Here is a 14,646-nt window from a genome sequence, read left to right as displayed (position 1 = left end):
CACATGTCTGTACTGATCGAATGCGTCCCCAATTTCAGTGAAGGACGGCGCAAGGACGTCATCGAGGCGATCGTCGCCCCGTTCAAGAACCGCAAAGGCTGCTATCTGTTCGATTACCGTGCCGACGAAGACCACAACCGTCTGGTCGTCTCGCTCTGCGGCGAACCGAACGCCATCTGCGACGCCCTGATCGAGGCCGGCAGAGTTGCCGTCGCCAACATCGACCTGAACACCCACAAGGGCGCGCATCCTCGCATGGGCGCCGTCGACGTGATCCCCTTCACGCCCATCAAAGGCATCACCATGGACGAATGCGTCGAGTTGTCGCACACGTTCGCGCAGCGCTTCTACGACGAGCTGAAAGTGCCTGTGTTCTATTACGAAGCGTCGTCCGTGCGGCCCGACCGCACCCGCCTCGAGCAGGTGCGCAAGGGCCAGTACGAAGCTCTGAAAGAGCTCGTCAAGACCGATCCGAGCCGCGCCGCCGACGTTGGCCCCAACGAGCTGCATCCCACCGCGGGCGGCACCGCCATTGGCGCGCGCAAGTTCCTGGTCGCCTTCAACGTCAACCTCAACACCACCAACGTGGAAATCGCCAAGATCATCGGCAAGCGCGTCCGCGCCAGCAACGGCGGTTTCTCCTGCGTCAAGGGCATGGGCGTCGACCTGCCCGAGAAAGGCCTCGTTCAGGTCTCCATGAATCTCGTCGATTACGAAAAGACGGCCATGTACCGCGTGCTCGAGTTCATCCGCATGGAAGCGGCCCGCTGGGGCGTCACCGTCAACGGCACCGAAGTCTACGGCATGATCCCCGCCGGCGCCATGCTCGACAGCGCCGCCTACTACCTGCAGGTCGACGACTTCCACAACGAGCAGGTGCTCGAATTGAAGCTGCTCGACCTGATGCAGCAGGACTAAGGGAGGCTCCCGCGATGATCCTTCATGAGATGACTCTTCCCGCTTTCGTCACGGAACTGGCTTCCAACTCGCCCGCGCCCGGCGGCGGCAGCATCGCCGCGCTCGGCGGCGCGCTGGCGGCCGGCCTCGTCTCCATGGTCGGCGAGCTCACCCGCGGCCGCGAAAAGTACGCCGCCGTCCAGGCCGACATGGACGCGCTCTGCGCCAAGGGCAAGAAATACGCCGAAACGCTGCTGAAGCTGATCGACGAGGACACCGCGGCCTTCAACGACTTCATGGCCGCCATGAAACTGCCCAAGGACACCGACGAACAGAAAGCCGCCCGCAAGGCCGCCATGCAGGAGGCCGCCAAGGGCACCGTGGAAGTGCCGCTGCGCACGCTGAACCTCTGCGCCGAGGTGGCCAAGCTGGCGCTCGTGGCTGTGCGGGAGGGCAACGTCAACGCCGTAAGCGACGCCGGCACCGCCGGCCAGTTCGCCCGCGCCGCCGGCACCTGCGCCGCTTACAACGTGCGCATCAACCTGCTCGGCATCAAGGACGAGGCTTACGCCGCCGAAAAACGCGCCGCTATGAACGCCGCCCTGAGCGCCATCGACGCCGCCATGGCCGAGCTGACTGAGCTGATGGAAAAAAGACTCGGCTGATTTTTCAGCCGCCGCGAAAAAAGCGCGCGTCATCACACAGCGCCCTGACAGACACTGTCAGGGCGCTGTGTTTTTTCGTTTTTTATCGCTGTGCCGCCCAACCGCGTCGTATCAGGCGTTATGTCGTGCCCGGCAATAATAAAGAAGGGCATTCTTGGCATAGCGCCTGGGGCCAGCGCCGACGCTTCCAATGCGAAAACGCGTTCTCGGCCGAATGGCGGAACTTCTAAAAACGCCTCTTGCGTTCTCACAATCCCTTGCGGTTTCTTCTCCGGCAGAATCGCAATTTCTATTTCTCCCTTTCCGGGCCGGATTCACGACCGTATCCGTGACGAAGAAACCATTGTTCCGCGCTTTCCTTCTCCAGAAAACCTTATGTTGCCCAGAGCCGCGGCGCTGGCTTGCCGTAAGAATCGAGAACGTGCCTTTCTTGTTCCGGCGCATGTTTCGCAAAAACTCAGCGGAAAATTTTTATTTCAATTTTAAGTGACAGAAGCTGTCATAGCGAAACACTATAATGGCGAAAAAAGAGTTCCGTGAAAGGAGAGGGGCATGGAACAGTCAGGAAGTCGAAACAAGATACAGCGCGTATTAAGCCTTTACCAACGCCTGATGGGCGGCTCCACCGTCAACAAGAACGACGAGGCCAAGCGCTTCTGCGTCAACGCACGCAGCATTCAGCGCGACATCGACGATCTCAGAGCCTATCTGTCCAACGCGGCGGCCGAAGGCGAGATACTCAACGACGTTGTATATGACCGGCGCAGCAAAGGCTATCGCCTGCGACGGAGCGAAAACATCAAACTGAGCAACAGCGAAATCCTTGCCGTCTGCAAAATTCTGCTGGACAGCCGCGCCTTTGCCCGGCGCGAGATGCTTGCCGTGCTGCAGAAGTTGATCGACAGTTCCGTTCCGAAGGAAGAGCGCAAACGGATCGAGGACTTGATCCGTAACGAGGCCCTTCATTATGTCGAGCTGCGTCATCGCCGCGCTTTTATCGACAAACTTTGGGCCATCGGCGAGGCTATCCGCGACCGGCATTACATCGAAATCGAGTATCGACTCCCTAAAGATAAAACTTTCGTTACGCGCAAATTGCGCCCCGTGGCCGTCATGTTCTCCGAATACTACTTCTACGTGGCCGTCTTCATCGACGACGAAGAGATCCGCCGCGACTTGGGCGGGCCTCGCGAAAATTTTCCCGTCATTTACCGCGTCGACCGCATCATCAATCTGAAGGTCCTCGGAGGGACCTTCGGCGTTCCCTACAGAGACCGCTTTGAAGAGAACAAACTACGCAAGCGTATTCAGTTTATGTCCGGCGGTCGCCTGCAGCGCGTCATTTTCACCTGCCGGACCTCCGGCGCGGAAGCCGCCCTCGACCGTCTGCCCACGGCAAAAGTCCTGAAGCAGAAAGACGGCGTATATACCATCGCCGCCGAAGCGTTCGGTTCCGGCATCGACTTCTGGCTGCGCAGCCAGGGCGACGCCGTCGCCGTGATCCGGCGCGAAACCCTCTCGTAGCGAAAACGGTCGAAAAAACGCCGCCCCGTGCGGCGAGTTCGTCATCATGCGCTGCAAGGAGGCGATGCCGCAACCATACAGCCAGCTTACGCACTGCGCCGCCGGAAGGCCCCTTCGCTTCGGCCTTCGGCGCCGCGCCGCAGGACGCTCTTTGGGAAGACCGCGGCCCGTCCGCGTGGAAACAACGCCGCGCCAACACCGCGACGCTGAGTTGGAAGAACTTTCAGGAGGAAGAACACATGGCAGAAAATACAAGGATTTACAGAAACAGGCAGCGAAAAGCCGGCATTGTTGCCGCATTGGCCCTGAGCTCGGCTCTACTCACGGTCGGCGCAGGATATGCGAATAATAGTATTTATATTGTTGGTGGTTCTACCTCGAAGGAGTTGTTGACGAGCGGCAATCCATCTGCGCAGCTGATCTTTGAGGGTGCCACGGTAACACAGGCCCCGAATGGTGATGTCACAGTCAGCGGCCTGGGCGGCGGCATCAGCTCGGCCAATGCGGGGAAAAATATTACCATCGGCGACAACAAGATCAACGTTGTTGACGCTCCCACTTTTGACGGTACAGTGACGGCCAAAGGCTTCGACGCTACCGACAATAAGATTGTCAATGTGCTCGCCGGTACGGAAGACACCGACGCGGTTAACTATGCCCAGCTCAAGGCAGTCGAGGACAAGGCCAGCAGCGCCATGCAGAGCTGGAAGCTGAGGGTTGGCAATCAATCGTTTGATGTGAAAAACGGTGATAATGTTAATTTCACATCATCGGATTCCAATCTTACGATTGGATTGAATCAATCTATCGGCGGCGGAGCGAAGACGGGCAATGTTACCATCGCTCTGGCCAAAAACGTCGACCTGACTCCCGAGGGTAGTTTGAAGGCCGGTATCAATACGTTGGATGAGGATGGTCTGAAGATTGGCAGCAACACGACCATCGGCGACGGTACGGCAAAGATCGGCGGCATCACGATTAACGGTACGGGGACTGCTGGTACGATCACCGGGCTGAGCAACACGACCTGGGATCCCAGCGCCATTGTGCGCGGCCAGGCGGCGACGGAAGACCAGCTCAAGGTTCTGGCCGACACGCCGCTGACCTTTATTGACAACGAAGGGAACGAGCTTGACCGCAAACTGGGCGAGAAGCTCAAGATCTACGGCGGCGCCACGACGGCGGGGGAGTACAGCGGCAACAATCTCAAGACGGCGGCGACAGACGGCGGGCTCGAGCTTCGGATGGCGGAAGCGCCCGTATTCGCCGGCAGGGTAACGGCCAAAGGCTTCAACGCCGCGGGCAATAAGATCGAAAACGTCAAAGCCGGGGACGTTAGCGAGACAAGTACCGACGCGATCAACGGTTCCCAGCTCTGGGGCCTCTCGTCGAGCGTTTCCAACCACTTCGGCGGCGGCTCCGCGGTCAACGCCGACGGCACGGTTTCCGCGCCGAGCTACATCATCCGCGGCGGCGCTTACGACAATGTCGGCGACGCGCTCAGCGCCGTGGACCGTGAGTTCGGCAAAGTATACGACAACTTCGACAATGTCTATAATCAGATGGGCGAATTGAGAAAAGACATCAAGAACGTGGGCGCGCTCAGCTCCGCGCTGTCGGGGCTGAAGCCGATACAGTTTGACCCGGTCGCTCCCAGCCAGCTGATGGCGGGCTTCGGCAGCTACCGGGGCGAATGGGCTCTGGCGCTTGGCTTTGCCCATTATCTCAAAGAAGATTTCATGGTGCACGCGGGCGTGGCGATCGCCGATCACGGCGAGTCGATGGCCAACGCCGGCTTTACCTGGAAGATCGGGCGCAAGGCGGAGCGCAATGCGATCCCGGAGCGCTACCGTTCCGGCCCGATCAGCAGCATTTACGTGATGCAGAAGGAGAACGCCGAACTGCAGGCTCAGGTGGCGTCACAGGCTCACGAGATTGCCGAGCTGAAGACGACGATGCAGGAGCGCGTGGAGAGACTCGAGCGCATGCTGGAGGACTCCAGAAGAAAGTAACCTTTATCGTCGGATGCGAAGGGCGGCGGCGTCATGGCCTGCCGCCTTTCTTGTGGTATGGGGAACGAGTTCCGTTTTTTCGGGAAGCGGAAGGAATGTTTGCCTTTTTTCCGACGGGAGCGGCGCCGCAGCACGTTTTGCCGAGGCAAAAGGAGGTTGCGTGACATGAAACGTTTGGCGTTTCTCGTTCTGTTGGTGGCGGCTATGGCCGGAACGGCGCGGGGTACTGAGATCGCCGTGGTGAACGCGGAGCGGATTCTCGATCAGTCGCTCCCCGGCAGGAAGGGCAGGAGCATCTGAAGGCGGTGCAGAAGGTGCTGCAGAAGGGGTACGATGATCTGCGGGAACTGTACCGCGGCCGCGAGAACACGGCGGAGGCGGAGATCTGGCGCAAGAAGAACGCCAGGTCAGGCGGTGATGGGGCGGTAGTTGTTCCTCACGGTCGATCCGCGGCTTGACTTCACTTCTGCGGTGATGAGGGAGATGAACCGGAAGACGCCGAAATTCCCCAAGCTGCCGGTAGTGACGGTGACTAAACCATCGTCGGGGGGAAAGAAAGTAGCTTCGTCAAAACCGAACGGCGGAAACAAAAGCTGCCACGGAGGCACGGAGAAAGTCAAAGACCTTACCGCGGCTTCGCCGCGAAAAACGGAACTGGCTTGACATTGCGTCAAAGGCACGACGCTCGATTGGGCGTCGTGCCTTTTTGTCGGTACTGATCTTCAATTATGGTGACTTTGCCGCGAAGCGACAGTCCCGCCCTTTCTTTTGTTTTTCTCCGTGCCTCCGCGTCTTCGTGGCGGCCTTTGTTTCACAGCGCGTATTCGAAGAGGCGCACGGTGATGTCGCCGAGGTCGTCGTAGTGGACGCGCCGGGTCCCCGCAAAGGCGAAGCCGGCTTTGCGGTAGAGCTTTTCGGCGGCTAGGTTGCCTTCGATCACGTCGAGATGGACGGCGCGGAAACCTCGCGCGCGGGCGCGGCCGAACAGGGCCGTCAGCATTTCCCGCGCCGCGCCCCGGCCGCGGAAATCCGGATGGACGGCGAAAAGGTGCAGCGCCGCAACCTGGTCGGGAGCGGCCCCCAGCGGCCACGGCGCGCCGAGGTACATCTCGTCTTCGCCGGCGGTGACGGCCATGGCGACGGCGAGGCGGCCGTCTTTCCAGCCGGCGAGGATTTCGCCGGCTGCGGCGTGTCCTTTCAGTTCCGCGGCGGCGGGATACACGCCGAGATGCCAGTTGGGCCCGTATTCGTCATGTTCCTGGGCGCGGCAGACGTCTTCGTAAAAGCGCCAGAGCGCGCCGAAGTCTTCCGCGCCGGCGATGCGTATTTGCTCGAGCATGGGCGGCCTCCTTCCCCGCGGGGCGTCACTCGACGTCGATCCAGTAGCGCTGGATCGTGCCCGACTGCCCCATGCCGACGTCGTCTTCGATCTCGTTTTCCAGCACGCCGCCGTTGGCGGCGATGGTTCGCGCCGAGGCGACGTTGGCCTTGTCGCAGGTGAGGAGCACGCGGGCGAGGTTCAGCTTCCGGCACTCCTGCAGGGCGAGGCGGAGCATCTCTGTGGCGCAGCCCTGACGCCGCTGCGAGGGCAGGACGCTGTAGCCGATGTGCCCGCCGCAGCGGAGCAGGAAGGGAGTGAGGCGGTGGCGGATCTCGAGGATGCCGGCGAGTGTCTCGTCCTCCGTCCTCACGGCAAGGAACACCGAGGAGGGAACGTAGCCGTCGCCGTACTTTTTCGAAAGACGGTTTTCGAAATCGAGCCACTCGGCGTAGTTTTCGACGTCTTCGAGCCCGGCGCAGCCGGCGAAATATTCGCCGTTTTCCAGAAAAACGCGGCGGTAGTCCATGACCTGCGCTTCGTGCGCCGCGTCCGGACGGATCAGTCTCAATCTGTTCATAAGGGGTCCCCTCCTCTGGGCGATGTCCGCGGCGCGGCGGGATCTTGTCGTTCATTATAGCGGCGCCCCCTCGTTCCGGCAAGCGCGCGGCGATATGCCTTGACTAATCCCGAGGCCGGTTGTTAAGATTTATCCGAGGCTTTGACACGGCCTTCGACACAGCATAAACTGAACAGGCCGTCCCCTCGGGGAGCGGGCCGGGCCGCCGCGGCGCGGCAGCGGACGACGATCCGCGGGACGGAAGCGATTCGAGCGCGTCCCGCGGATTTTTTCGTGCTCCGCGAGGCGGGCGGATCTCATGAAACCATCCGTTCAGGAGGAAATTGTCATGAATCGGGAAACGCGCGCCAACGCGCCGGAAAAAACTCAGTTCGAAAAAATCGCCACGCGCGTCTCCGTCATCTGCGGCGCGGGCAATCTGCTGCTGGCGGCGTTCAAGTTCGCATCCGGCGCGATCGGGCATTCCGGCGCCATGATCAGCGACGCCGTCCACTCTACGTCCGACATCCTCGGCAGCGTCATCGTCGTCGCGGGCGTCAAAGTCTCGGCGCGGCCGTCGGACCGCTCGCATCCTTACGGGCACGAGCGGCTCGAATGCGTGGCGGGTCTGATCCTCGGCGGCATCCTGGCGGCGGTCGGACTGCTGATCGGCTGGGGCGCCGTGGAAAAGATCTGGAGCGGCGCGTACCGGAACATGCCGCAGCCGGGCGGCATCGCGCTCTTCGCGGCGGCTCTGTCGATCGCCGTCAAGGAGTCGATGTTCTGGTACACGTGGCTGCGGGCGCGGCGCATCGACTCCACGGCGCTGAAAGCCGAAGCGTGGCATCACCGCTCCGACGCGCTGTCGTCGGTAGGCGCTCTGATCGGCATCGGCGGCGCGCGCATGGGATCTCCGGTGCTGGAACCGGCGGCCAGCCTCGTCATCTGTCTGTTCATCGTCAAAGCGGCGGTCGACATCTTCAAGGACGCCACCGACAAGATGGTCGATCACGCCTGCGACGAGGCTACCGAACGGGCGCTGCGCGAGTGCGTGGCCGCTCAGGCGGGCGTGCGCCGCATCGACCTGATGAACACGCGCGAGTTCGGCAGCCGCGTCTACGTCGACATCGAGATCGGCGTGGACGGCCGCTGTTCGCTGGCCGCCGCCCACGCCGTTGCCGAAAGGGTCCATGACGCGGTCGAAACGAACTTTCCGCAGGTCAAGCACGTGATGGTCCACGTCAATCCGCTTTGACTCCTCGCGGAATAAAAGTCGCCGCGGAGCCGCGAAAAAGATATCATTTGTATGACATGCTTTTTGACTCGTTGTAAATACATGAACGAAGAAAAATGTTCCACGTGGAACGCTAAAAACGTTTCCTCTTTTGCCGCAGACGGCGGCGATTTTTTCTTCGCGCCGCGACATCCTGGCGGTGGACTTTGCGCGGCTTTCCCCTTAAACTGACGATAGGTGCAAACGATCCCGATCTGCAAAGGAGGTCTTTCTCATGCGCGATTTTGTCTTTTCCTATCCGACCGTCACCTATTTCGGCGCGGACGCCGCCGTCCGCGCGCTGCGGGCCGAACTTCCCAAGTACGGCCGCACGGTGATGCTCGCCTACGGCGGCGGCTCCGTCAAAAGAAACGGCGTCTACGGTACGGTCATGAAGCTTCTGGGCGAAGCCAATAAAGACGTGGTCGAGTTCAGCGGCATCATGCCCAACCCGACGTACGCCAAAGTCCGGGAGGGCGCGCGCCTCGCCCGCGAGAAGCGCGTCGACCTGATCCTCGCCGTCGGCGGCGGTTCGGTGAGCGACTGTTGCAAGATCGTGGCCGCTCAGGCCCTGACCGACGAAGACCTGTGGGAGATGAAGTTCCGCTTTCAGACCGCCCCGGCGCAGTTCATCCCCCTCGGCGTCGTCGTTACCGTGGCCGGCACCGGCTCCGAGCAAAACGACATCGCCGTGATCACCAACGAAGAGAAGAAGATCAAGGGCAGCATGACCGGCGCGTCGCCGTCCTTCGCGGCGCTCGATCCCGCCTATACGCTCTCCGCGCCGAGGGCGCAGGTCCTTTCGGGCGCGTTCGACACGCTCTCGCACTGCATGGAGAGCTACTTCGGCAAGCCGCTCGACGACAACCTCACCGACGAGATCGCCGAGGCCATGATGCGCCACGTCATCCGCAGCACGCGCGCCCTCGTGAAAGATCCGGGCGATCTGCGCGTGCGCGGCGAGCTGATGTGGGCGGCGGCCATGAGCGAAAACGGTCTGCTCAAGATCGGCAAAGTCACCGACTTTCAGGCCCACCAGATCGAGCATCAGGTCGGCGCGTACACCAACTGCAACCACGGCATGGGGCTGGCCGTGATCCAGCCGATCCTCTACCGTCACCTCTACAAGGCCGCGCCGCAGCGTTTCGCCCGCTGGGCGAAAAACGTCTGGGGCGTAGCCGACCGCGGCGACGACCGCGAGACCGCCCTGGCCGGCATCGCCGCGCTGGAACAGTTCGTGATCGACGTCGGTCTGCCCAACAGCTTCCGCAAGATGGGCATCGTTGACCGCTCGTTCTACAACGCCGTCGCCAACAGCGTCAACATCAAGGAAGGCTGCTGCCGCCAGCTCACCGTCGGCGAGATTTTCGACATCCTCACCGAATGTTATTGAGCCGGGCGCAGTCAGTTTTAAACGGAACCGACTGCGGAGAAGCGGCGAAGCGGAGAAAAGCGAAAATTGAATGATCAATTACAGAAAAAGAGTCGATGATCAACGTGACCATCGGCTCTTTTCATTGCTCAAAGAATCCCCTGACGGTCGTCGCCCGTCAGGGGATTTGTGTCGGTTGTCGTCTTCGTTTTCGCTTTTCTCCGTGTCTTCGTTTCTCCGTTGCGTTCTTAGGTTACTTGGTGCCGTCGGGACGGAGGAAAGGACCTTTCCAGATCAGGCGGCTCCACTCCTCGGGATAGGTTTTGTACTCCATGTTGGTGCCGTTCAGGCAGTATTTGGCGAAGAGACGGTTGCCCAGTTCGTTCCAGCCCTTGTGGCGGGCGACGGCGTTGCCGCAGGCGTAGTCGGTGATCAGATCGAAGGCTTTGTCGCTCTGGCCGTTTTTGATCAGCTCGGCCGCCTGCTTTTGAATCTCGTGTGCCTTGACGTAATCGGCTTCCATGAGGGGCGTGCGGTAGTCGATGATCTCCTTGCGGATATCCTGGTAGCGCAGTTCGGCGATGTGCTGCACACGGATGCACTCCCACCAGGCGGACTTGGGGTCGAAGGGGCCTTTGCGCGTGCCGGTGGTGAAGGGCTCGGGCAGAGCTTTCATGCTGGCCCAGAAGGGCGTCAGATAGGTGGTGTCGGCGGCGCCGTAACCGAACCAGACGATGCCGCGCACGGCTTCGGGCAGGGTGGGATCGACCTCGCAGATCTGCACGTAGGTGTGGCGGTAGTCGTTGATGGCGCGGGGGAATTCGTTGTCGTTCCAGCCCAGTTTGATCTCTTTGCGGTAGCGGTTGGGATTGCCGTAGGGGCCGGCGGCGGGGCCTTTGCTGAGGTCGAACTCGGTGCCTTCGTACCAGTCGCCGTAAATACGGAACAGGTCGGCGACGGTGACGGGTTTGTCGGGCTTGACCGACTTGGGGAAGTAGTGGGCGTAGGGATCGAGTTTGAGGGAGGGGGCGAAGAGGGTGAGCGCGCGCCATTCGCGCAGCGCGGAGTAAAGGCGCAGCGTGAGATAGAACACGTCGGCGGGGCTGAAGCTCTTCATGTTCACGTCTTTGGCGTCGATGAAGCCCTGCTCGACGGCGTACTCGACCATGCCGGGAGCGTAGGCGACGTTTTCCGTATCGGTCAGGTCGAGTTCGCGCAGACGGGCGCGGTTCGCGGCCACGAAAATCTCGTCGTCGGGCACGCGCCAGGCGGCCCACATCTTGTTGCCGTAGGCTTCGACGATCCATACTTCGTCGCCGTCGGTGATCGGCATGGTCTCGCCGGCCTCGTACCAGCCGTATTCGTCGATCAGATCGCCGATGACTTTTACGGCCTCGCGGGCGGTGCCGGCGCGTTCGAGGGCGATATCCTGAACGATATGGCAGTTCGTCATGCCGAAAGCGTTGGTTTCCATGACTTCCAGCACTTTTTCGCTGCGTTTGTCGTCGGCGGTCATCGTCATGGTCGATTCGCCCATGGCCAGTCCCTTGTCGTTGAGGAACGAGTAGCGGCTGGTCAGATACTGATGGGTCTGCGGAACTTCGGGGATTTTGCCGATCACGCCGGGATCGTCGCCGGCGTCGCAGCCTTTGCCTTCTTTGAGCAAAAAGCGCTCAGCGCCCGCTTCATGCGACGCGGCGGGAATCAGGTGCAGCTGAAACGTGTCCGACATGGAGTCGCAGGAATGCGAAACCATGGCGTGCCCCGTCGCGGACGCATTCTTTCCGACGCCAAAAACGGTGCAACCCAGAGCCGCTTCACAGGTGATTCCGATCAGAAGGAACAGAACGCTTAAAAATTTCTTCGACATTGCATTGCCTCCTTTTCGTTTTGTGAAACAAGGTGCAATGAATATAACATATATTTTATGAATATGTCAAGAAGCGGCGCTTCATTGTTTCCCGTTGAATAGAGACCGTACGGCCCCGTCCTTTTCACAGGGCTGTGCTGCAAACCGCGCGACGCATGTTTATGCGAGTCCTGCCCCCCACGGCGCCGAAACTCTGCGTCAGTTCGCGGCGAAGCTCTTCAGCGCCGCGACGATGCGGCGTACGCCTTCGGCCATCTGGGCGTCGGTCTGGCGCGCGAAGGTGAGGCGCAGCGAGAAGTCTTCCCCTTCGTAGTTGGGCGTGAAACACACGCCGGGGAAAAAGGCCACGTGCCAACGATCGCGGGCGCGCACGGCGAAGTCCATGGCCGAGACGCCGCCATGCAGGCGGCACCACAGGAACATTCCCCCCAGCGGCGTTTCCCACGTCAGCCATCCCGTCGGAATCTGTGCGCTCATCAATCCAGTTAAAAGCTGGCAACGTCGCTTCAGATCGCGGCGTAACTCGGCGACGTGAGCGTCGAACTGAGGATGTTCGAGCACGCGCGCGGCGGCGCGGTGGAGCAGGGCGGGATAACACAGCGCCGTGGCCTTGAGCGTCATCACGGCGCGCTCGACCAGCTCGTCCGGCAGCACCAGCCAGCCGATGCGCATTCCCGGCGCGATGGTCTTGGAGAGGCTGCCCATGGAGATCGTGCAGTCGGGCGCCAGCGAATGATAGGAAGGCGGCGGCGCGGCGTCGAAGTTCAGCTCGCGATAGGGATCGTCCTCGACGATGAAGAAGCCGTACCGGCGCGCGATCTCCGCGACGGCGCGGCGGCGTTCGGGCGAGGTGCAGCGCCCCGTGGGGTTCTGAAAGTTGGGGATGACATAAAAGAAGCGCGGCCGGCACTTTTGCGCCAGGCGTTCGAGCTCGTCGGGCAGCGGCCCGCCGGCGTCCATGGAGACGCCTGCGAGGCGCGCGCCGGATTTGGCGAAGCAGTCCAGCGTCTCCGGGAACGTGGGCGTTTCGCTCAGCACCGTGTCGCCGGGATCGATAAACAACTGGGCGAGCAGATCGGCGCCGCCGGTGCCGCCGTTGGTGACGACGATCTGTTCCGCCCGGATATCGGCGCCGCCGTCGAGGCGGTTCTGGCGTTCGGCCAGGGCTTTGCGCAGTTCTTCGTCGCCCTGCGAACCGGGGTAGGCGAGTATCTGCGGCTCCTCGGCGAGCAGCTCGTCGAGGACGGCGCGCAGCAGGGCGCGAGGATAAAGATCCGCCGCGGGCTGTCCTGAGTTGAAGAAGATCATGTCCTTCGCGTCGCGCAGATGAAAGGCGTCCATCATGCAGTGGCGCAGGTTCTGGGCGCGGTGACTGAGTCTGTATTCCATGGTCAGGCCTCCTGACTGGGTTTTTCAAATTTGCGCCATTATAACATTTTCATACCGGCTTGATAAATATCCAGCGGAGAAAACTCATGGCTCTTCATGCGAACGATCCGTGCTAGAATAAAACAAAAAGGAAGACGAGCGTGGCTCGCGCCGCGCGGGATCTGATGAAAAAGGAGAGATTCTGATGACTTTGAAGAAGATCGGTTTTGTCGGGCTGGGCGTGATGGGGAGAGCGATGGCGGCGAACCTGATGAAAGCCGGTTTCGAGCTGACAGTCTATAATCGCACGAAAGCTTCCGCCGAAACGCTGCTGGCATCCGGCGCGGCATGGGCCGACAGCCCCGCCGCGGTGATGCGCGCGGCCGAGGCGGTGATCACGGTCGTCGGCTATCCGCGCGACGTGGAGCAGGTCTACTTCGGCGAAAAAGGTCTGTTCGCGGGCTTTGCTCCGGGCAAGCTGGGCATCGATATGACCACCTCGTCGCCGCTGCTGGCCGCGAAAATCGGCGCCAAAGCGCGGGAGCTGGGCGGCGAGGCGCTCGACGCGCCCGTTTCCGGCGGCGACGTAGGGGCGCGCGAGGCCAAGCTGACGATCATGGTCGGCGGCCCGGAAGCGGCGTTCAAGCTGGCGGAGCCGCTGTTCGCCGCCATGGGCAAAGAATGGAGGCTTCAGGGCACATGGGGCGCGGGGCAGCACACCAAGATGGCTAACCAGATCGCCATCGCGTCCAACATGATGGGCGTCTGCGAAGCGCTGGCCTACGCGCGCACGGCCGGGCTCGATCCGCAGTCGGTTCTGACCAGCATTTCCGGCGGCGCGGCGGGCAGCTTTTCGATGAGCAACTTGGCGCCGCGCATGCTGAAGGGAGATTTCAAGCCCGGGTTTTACGTCAAGCACTTCATCAAGGACATGGGCATCGCCCTCGACTGCGCGCGGGAGATGAAGCTCGACCTGCCCGGGCTGGAGCTGGCCGACAAACTTTACCGCCGCCTGGCTGACGAAGGCGGCGAAAACGACGGTACCCAGGCGCTGTACAAACTGTATCTTGCTTCGCGTGCCTAGTTCCTTCGCAAACGACCCCCGGCGTCGCGGCAGTGGCACCGGACGGGCCATTGGGACGCTTTCCCTGGACAATGCTGCGGGTAAGCCACGCTTTCTTTGACGCTGGGAATGAGGATTCCGGCGGTGTGCGCTTTCACAAGCCCGCTTTTCCGTTTCTTTGCCGATGCCTCATCGGAGTCGACTCGTTTTTGACTTTCAACCTCCTTCATCTCGATCCGTCTGCCCTTGGAAACACCCCAGATCCGCCCGGTCGACGTTTCACGCACCTCAACCGTCGTTTTGGCCATCCCGAGACAATCGTCCGCCGCCGGAACGTACCGACGACCTCCATAAGAGATCATGCCGCCGTGATCCGTCCTGCGAGATTCGCGACGCGCAAAGAGAAAATCCAAATCGACTTTTCCTTCCGGCTTCACATAAACGTCCTCTCCCTCAGCCGGCGTGACGGCAAACTTCCGATTGTGCCTGGCGATGAGCTTGGGCAAAACCTCGTTGGCCGCCGTGATATCCGAGACGCCAAGCAGCCTCAGCTCCCCCGGCAGCCTGTCCTGCATCATGTTCCAAAGACGTTCGACACGCCCCTTCGCCTCCGGCGTCAAGGCAAAGATCTGCCCGATCCCAAGATCCTTCAGCCCCCGTCCGAAACAACTTAACGGCTCACCCTTCCCCGCCTCATTCCTTTCATTCCCTTCATTCCTTTCATT

13 protein-coding genes, 1 pseudogene and 1 riboswitch are annotated in these 14,646 nt (G+C 61.2%); of the genes and pseudogenes, 9 read left to right on the top strand and 5 right to left on the bottom strand.

From position 1 onward, the window contains the following. Positions 1-3: 3 nt before the first annotated feature. The 6 genes from ftcD (at position 4) to D7D26_RS12290 (ending at position 5,556) form a co-directional block, all read left to right on the top strand. Positions 4-918 (top strand): glutamate formimidoyltransferase, encoded by a 915-nt coding sequence (gene ftcD / locus D7D26_RS04450; RefSeq protein WP_120372194.1) that lies wholly within the window; start codon positions 4-6, stop codon positions 916-918. 14 nt (positions 919-932) lie between these two features. After that, entirely contained in the window at positions 933-1,562 is a 630-nt protein-coding gene (locus D7D26_RS04445) for a cyclodeaminase/cyclohydrolase family protein (RefSeq protein ID WP_120372193.1), read from the top strand. A 552-nt stretch (positions 1,563-2,114) separates the two neighbouring features. Next, positions 2,115-3,086, top strand: a complete 972-nt coding sequence (locus tag D7D26_RS04440) for a helix-turn-helix transcriptional regulator (RefSeq protein WP_120372192.1) — start codon at positions 2,115-2,117, stop codon at positions 3,084-3,086. Between the two features lie 239 nt (positions 3,087-3,325). Continuing rightward, positions 3,326-5,098, top strand: coding sequence for a YadA-like family protein (locus tag D7D26_RS12820; RefSeq protein ID WP_120372191.1), 1,773 nt, complete (start codon positions 3,326-3,328; stop codon positions 5,096-5,098). Between the two features lie 165 nt (positions 5,099-5,263). Continuing rightward, a complete protein-coding gene (locus tag D7D26_RS12755) occupies positions 5,264-5,398 on the top strand; it encodes a hypothetical protein (protein WP_255415977.1) in 135 nt (44 codons plus the stop codon). Positions 5,399-5,403: 5 nt separating this feature from the next. Then, positions 5,404-5,556, top strand: coding sequence for a hypothetical protein (locus tag D7D26_RS12290; RefSeq protein WP_158606268.1), 153 nt, complete (start codon positions 5,404-5,406; stop codon positions 5,554-5,556). 353 nt (positions 5,557-5,909) lie between these two features. Here D7D26_RS12290 and D7D26_RS04430 read toward each other — a convergent pair whose 3' ends face one another. Together D7D26_RS04430 and D7D26_RS04425 are read right to left on the bottom strand one after the other, a co-directional pair. After that, positions 5,910-6,437 (bottom strand): GNAT family N-acetyltransferase, encoded by a 528-nt coding sequence (locus D7D26_RS04430; RefSeq protein WP_120372190.1) that lies wholly within the window; start codon positions 6,435-6,437, stop codon positions 5,910-5,912. Between the two features lie 25 nt (positions 6,438-6,462). Next, positions 6,463-6,996, bottom strand: coding sequence for a GNAT family N-acetyltransferase (locus D7D26_RS04425; protein ID WP_120372189.1), 534 nt, complete (start codon positions 6,994-6,996; stop codon positions 6,463-6,465). A 158-nt stretch (positions 6,997-7,154) separates the two neighbouring features. Continuing rightward, positions 7,155-7,239: riboswitch (NiCo riboswitch) on the top strand. Between the two features lie 85 nt (positions 7,240-7,324). Between D7D26_RS04425 and D7D26_RS04420 the strand changes: the two genes are divergently transcribed. Both D7D26_RS04420 and D7D26_RS04415 read left to right on the top strand, forming a co-directional pair. Next, entirely contained in the window at positions 7,325-8,230 is a 906-nt protein-coding gene (locus tag D7D26_RS04420; protein ID WP_120372188.1) for a cation diffusion facilitator family transporter, read from the top strand. Positions 8,231-8,483: 253 nt separating this feature from the next. Continuing rightward, the gene (locus tag D7D26_RS04415; RefSeq protein ID WP_120372187.1) at positions 8,484-9,641 is read left to right on the top strand and encodes an iron-containing alcohol dehydrogenase; all 1,158 of its coding nucleotides are present in this window, start codon (positions 8,484-8,486) and stop codon (positions 9,639-9,641) included. A 232-nt stretch (positions 9,642-9,873) separates the two neighbouring features. On the opposite strand, the gene D7D26_RS04410 is transcribed toward D7D26_RS04415, so the two are convergent. Both D7D26_RS04410 and D7D26_RS04405 read right to left on the bottom strand, forming a co-directional pair. Next, complete coding sequence (locus D7D26_RS04410; protein ID WP_120372186.1) at positions 9,874-11,490, bottom strand: dipeptidase; 1,617 nt, start codon at positions 11,488-11,490, stop codon at positions 9,874-9,876. 198 nt (positions 11,491-11,688) lie between these two features. Then, complete coding sequence (locus D7D26_RS04405) at positions 11,689-12,879, bottom strand: aminotransferase-like domain-containing protein (protein WP_120372185.1); 1,191 nt, start codon at positions 12,877-12,879, stop codon at positions 11,689-11,691. A gap of 184 nt (positions 12,880-13,063) precedes the next feature. Here D7D26_RS04405 and D7D26_RS04400 point away from each other — a divergent pair, with 184 nt between their 5' ends. Further along, positions 13,064-13,942 carry an NAD(P)-dependent oxidoreductase gene (locus tag D7D26_RS04400; RefSeq protein WP_120372184.1) on the top strand — a complete coding sequence of 293 codons (879 nt, stop codon included), beginning with the start codon at positions 13,064-13,066 and terminating at the stop codon, positions 13,940-13,942. On the opposite strand, the pseudogene D7D26_RS12285 reads toward D7D26_RS04400, so the two are convergent. After that, positions 13,939-14,646, bottom strand: a pseudogene (locus D7D26_RS12285) (hypothetical protein); the annotation flags it as partial. The gene D7D26_RS04400 and the pseudogene D7D26_RS12285 overlap by 4 nt on opposite strands.

It is taken from the genome of Pyramidobacter sp. CG50-2, assembly GCF_003612005.1.
Lineage (GTDB): Bacteria > Synergistota > Synergistia > Synergistales > Dethiosulfovibrionaceae > Pyramidobacter.
Note: the sequence above shows the minus strand (reverse complement) of the source record. Positions and strands in the feature narration are given on the sequence as shown.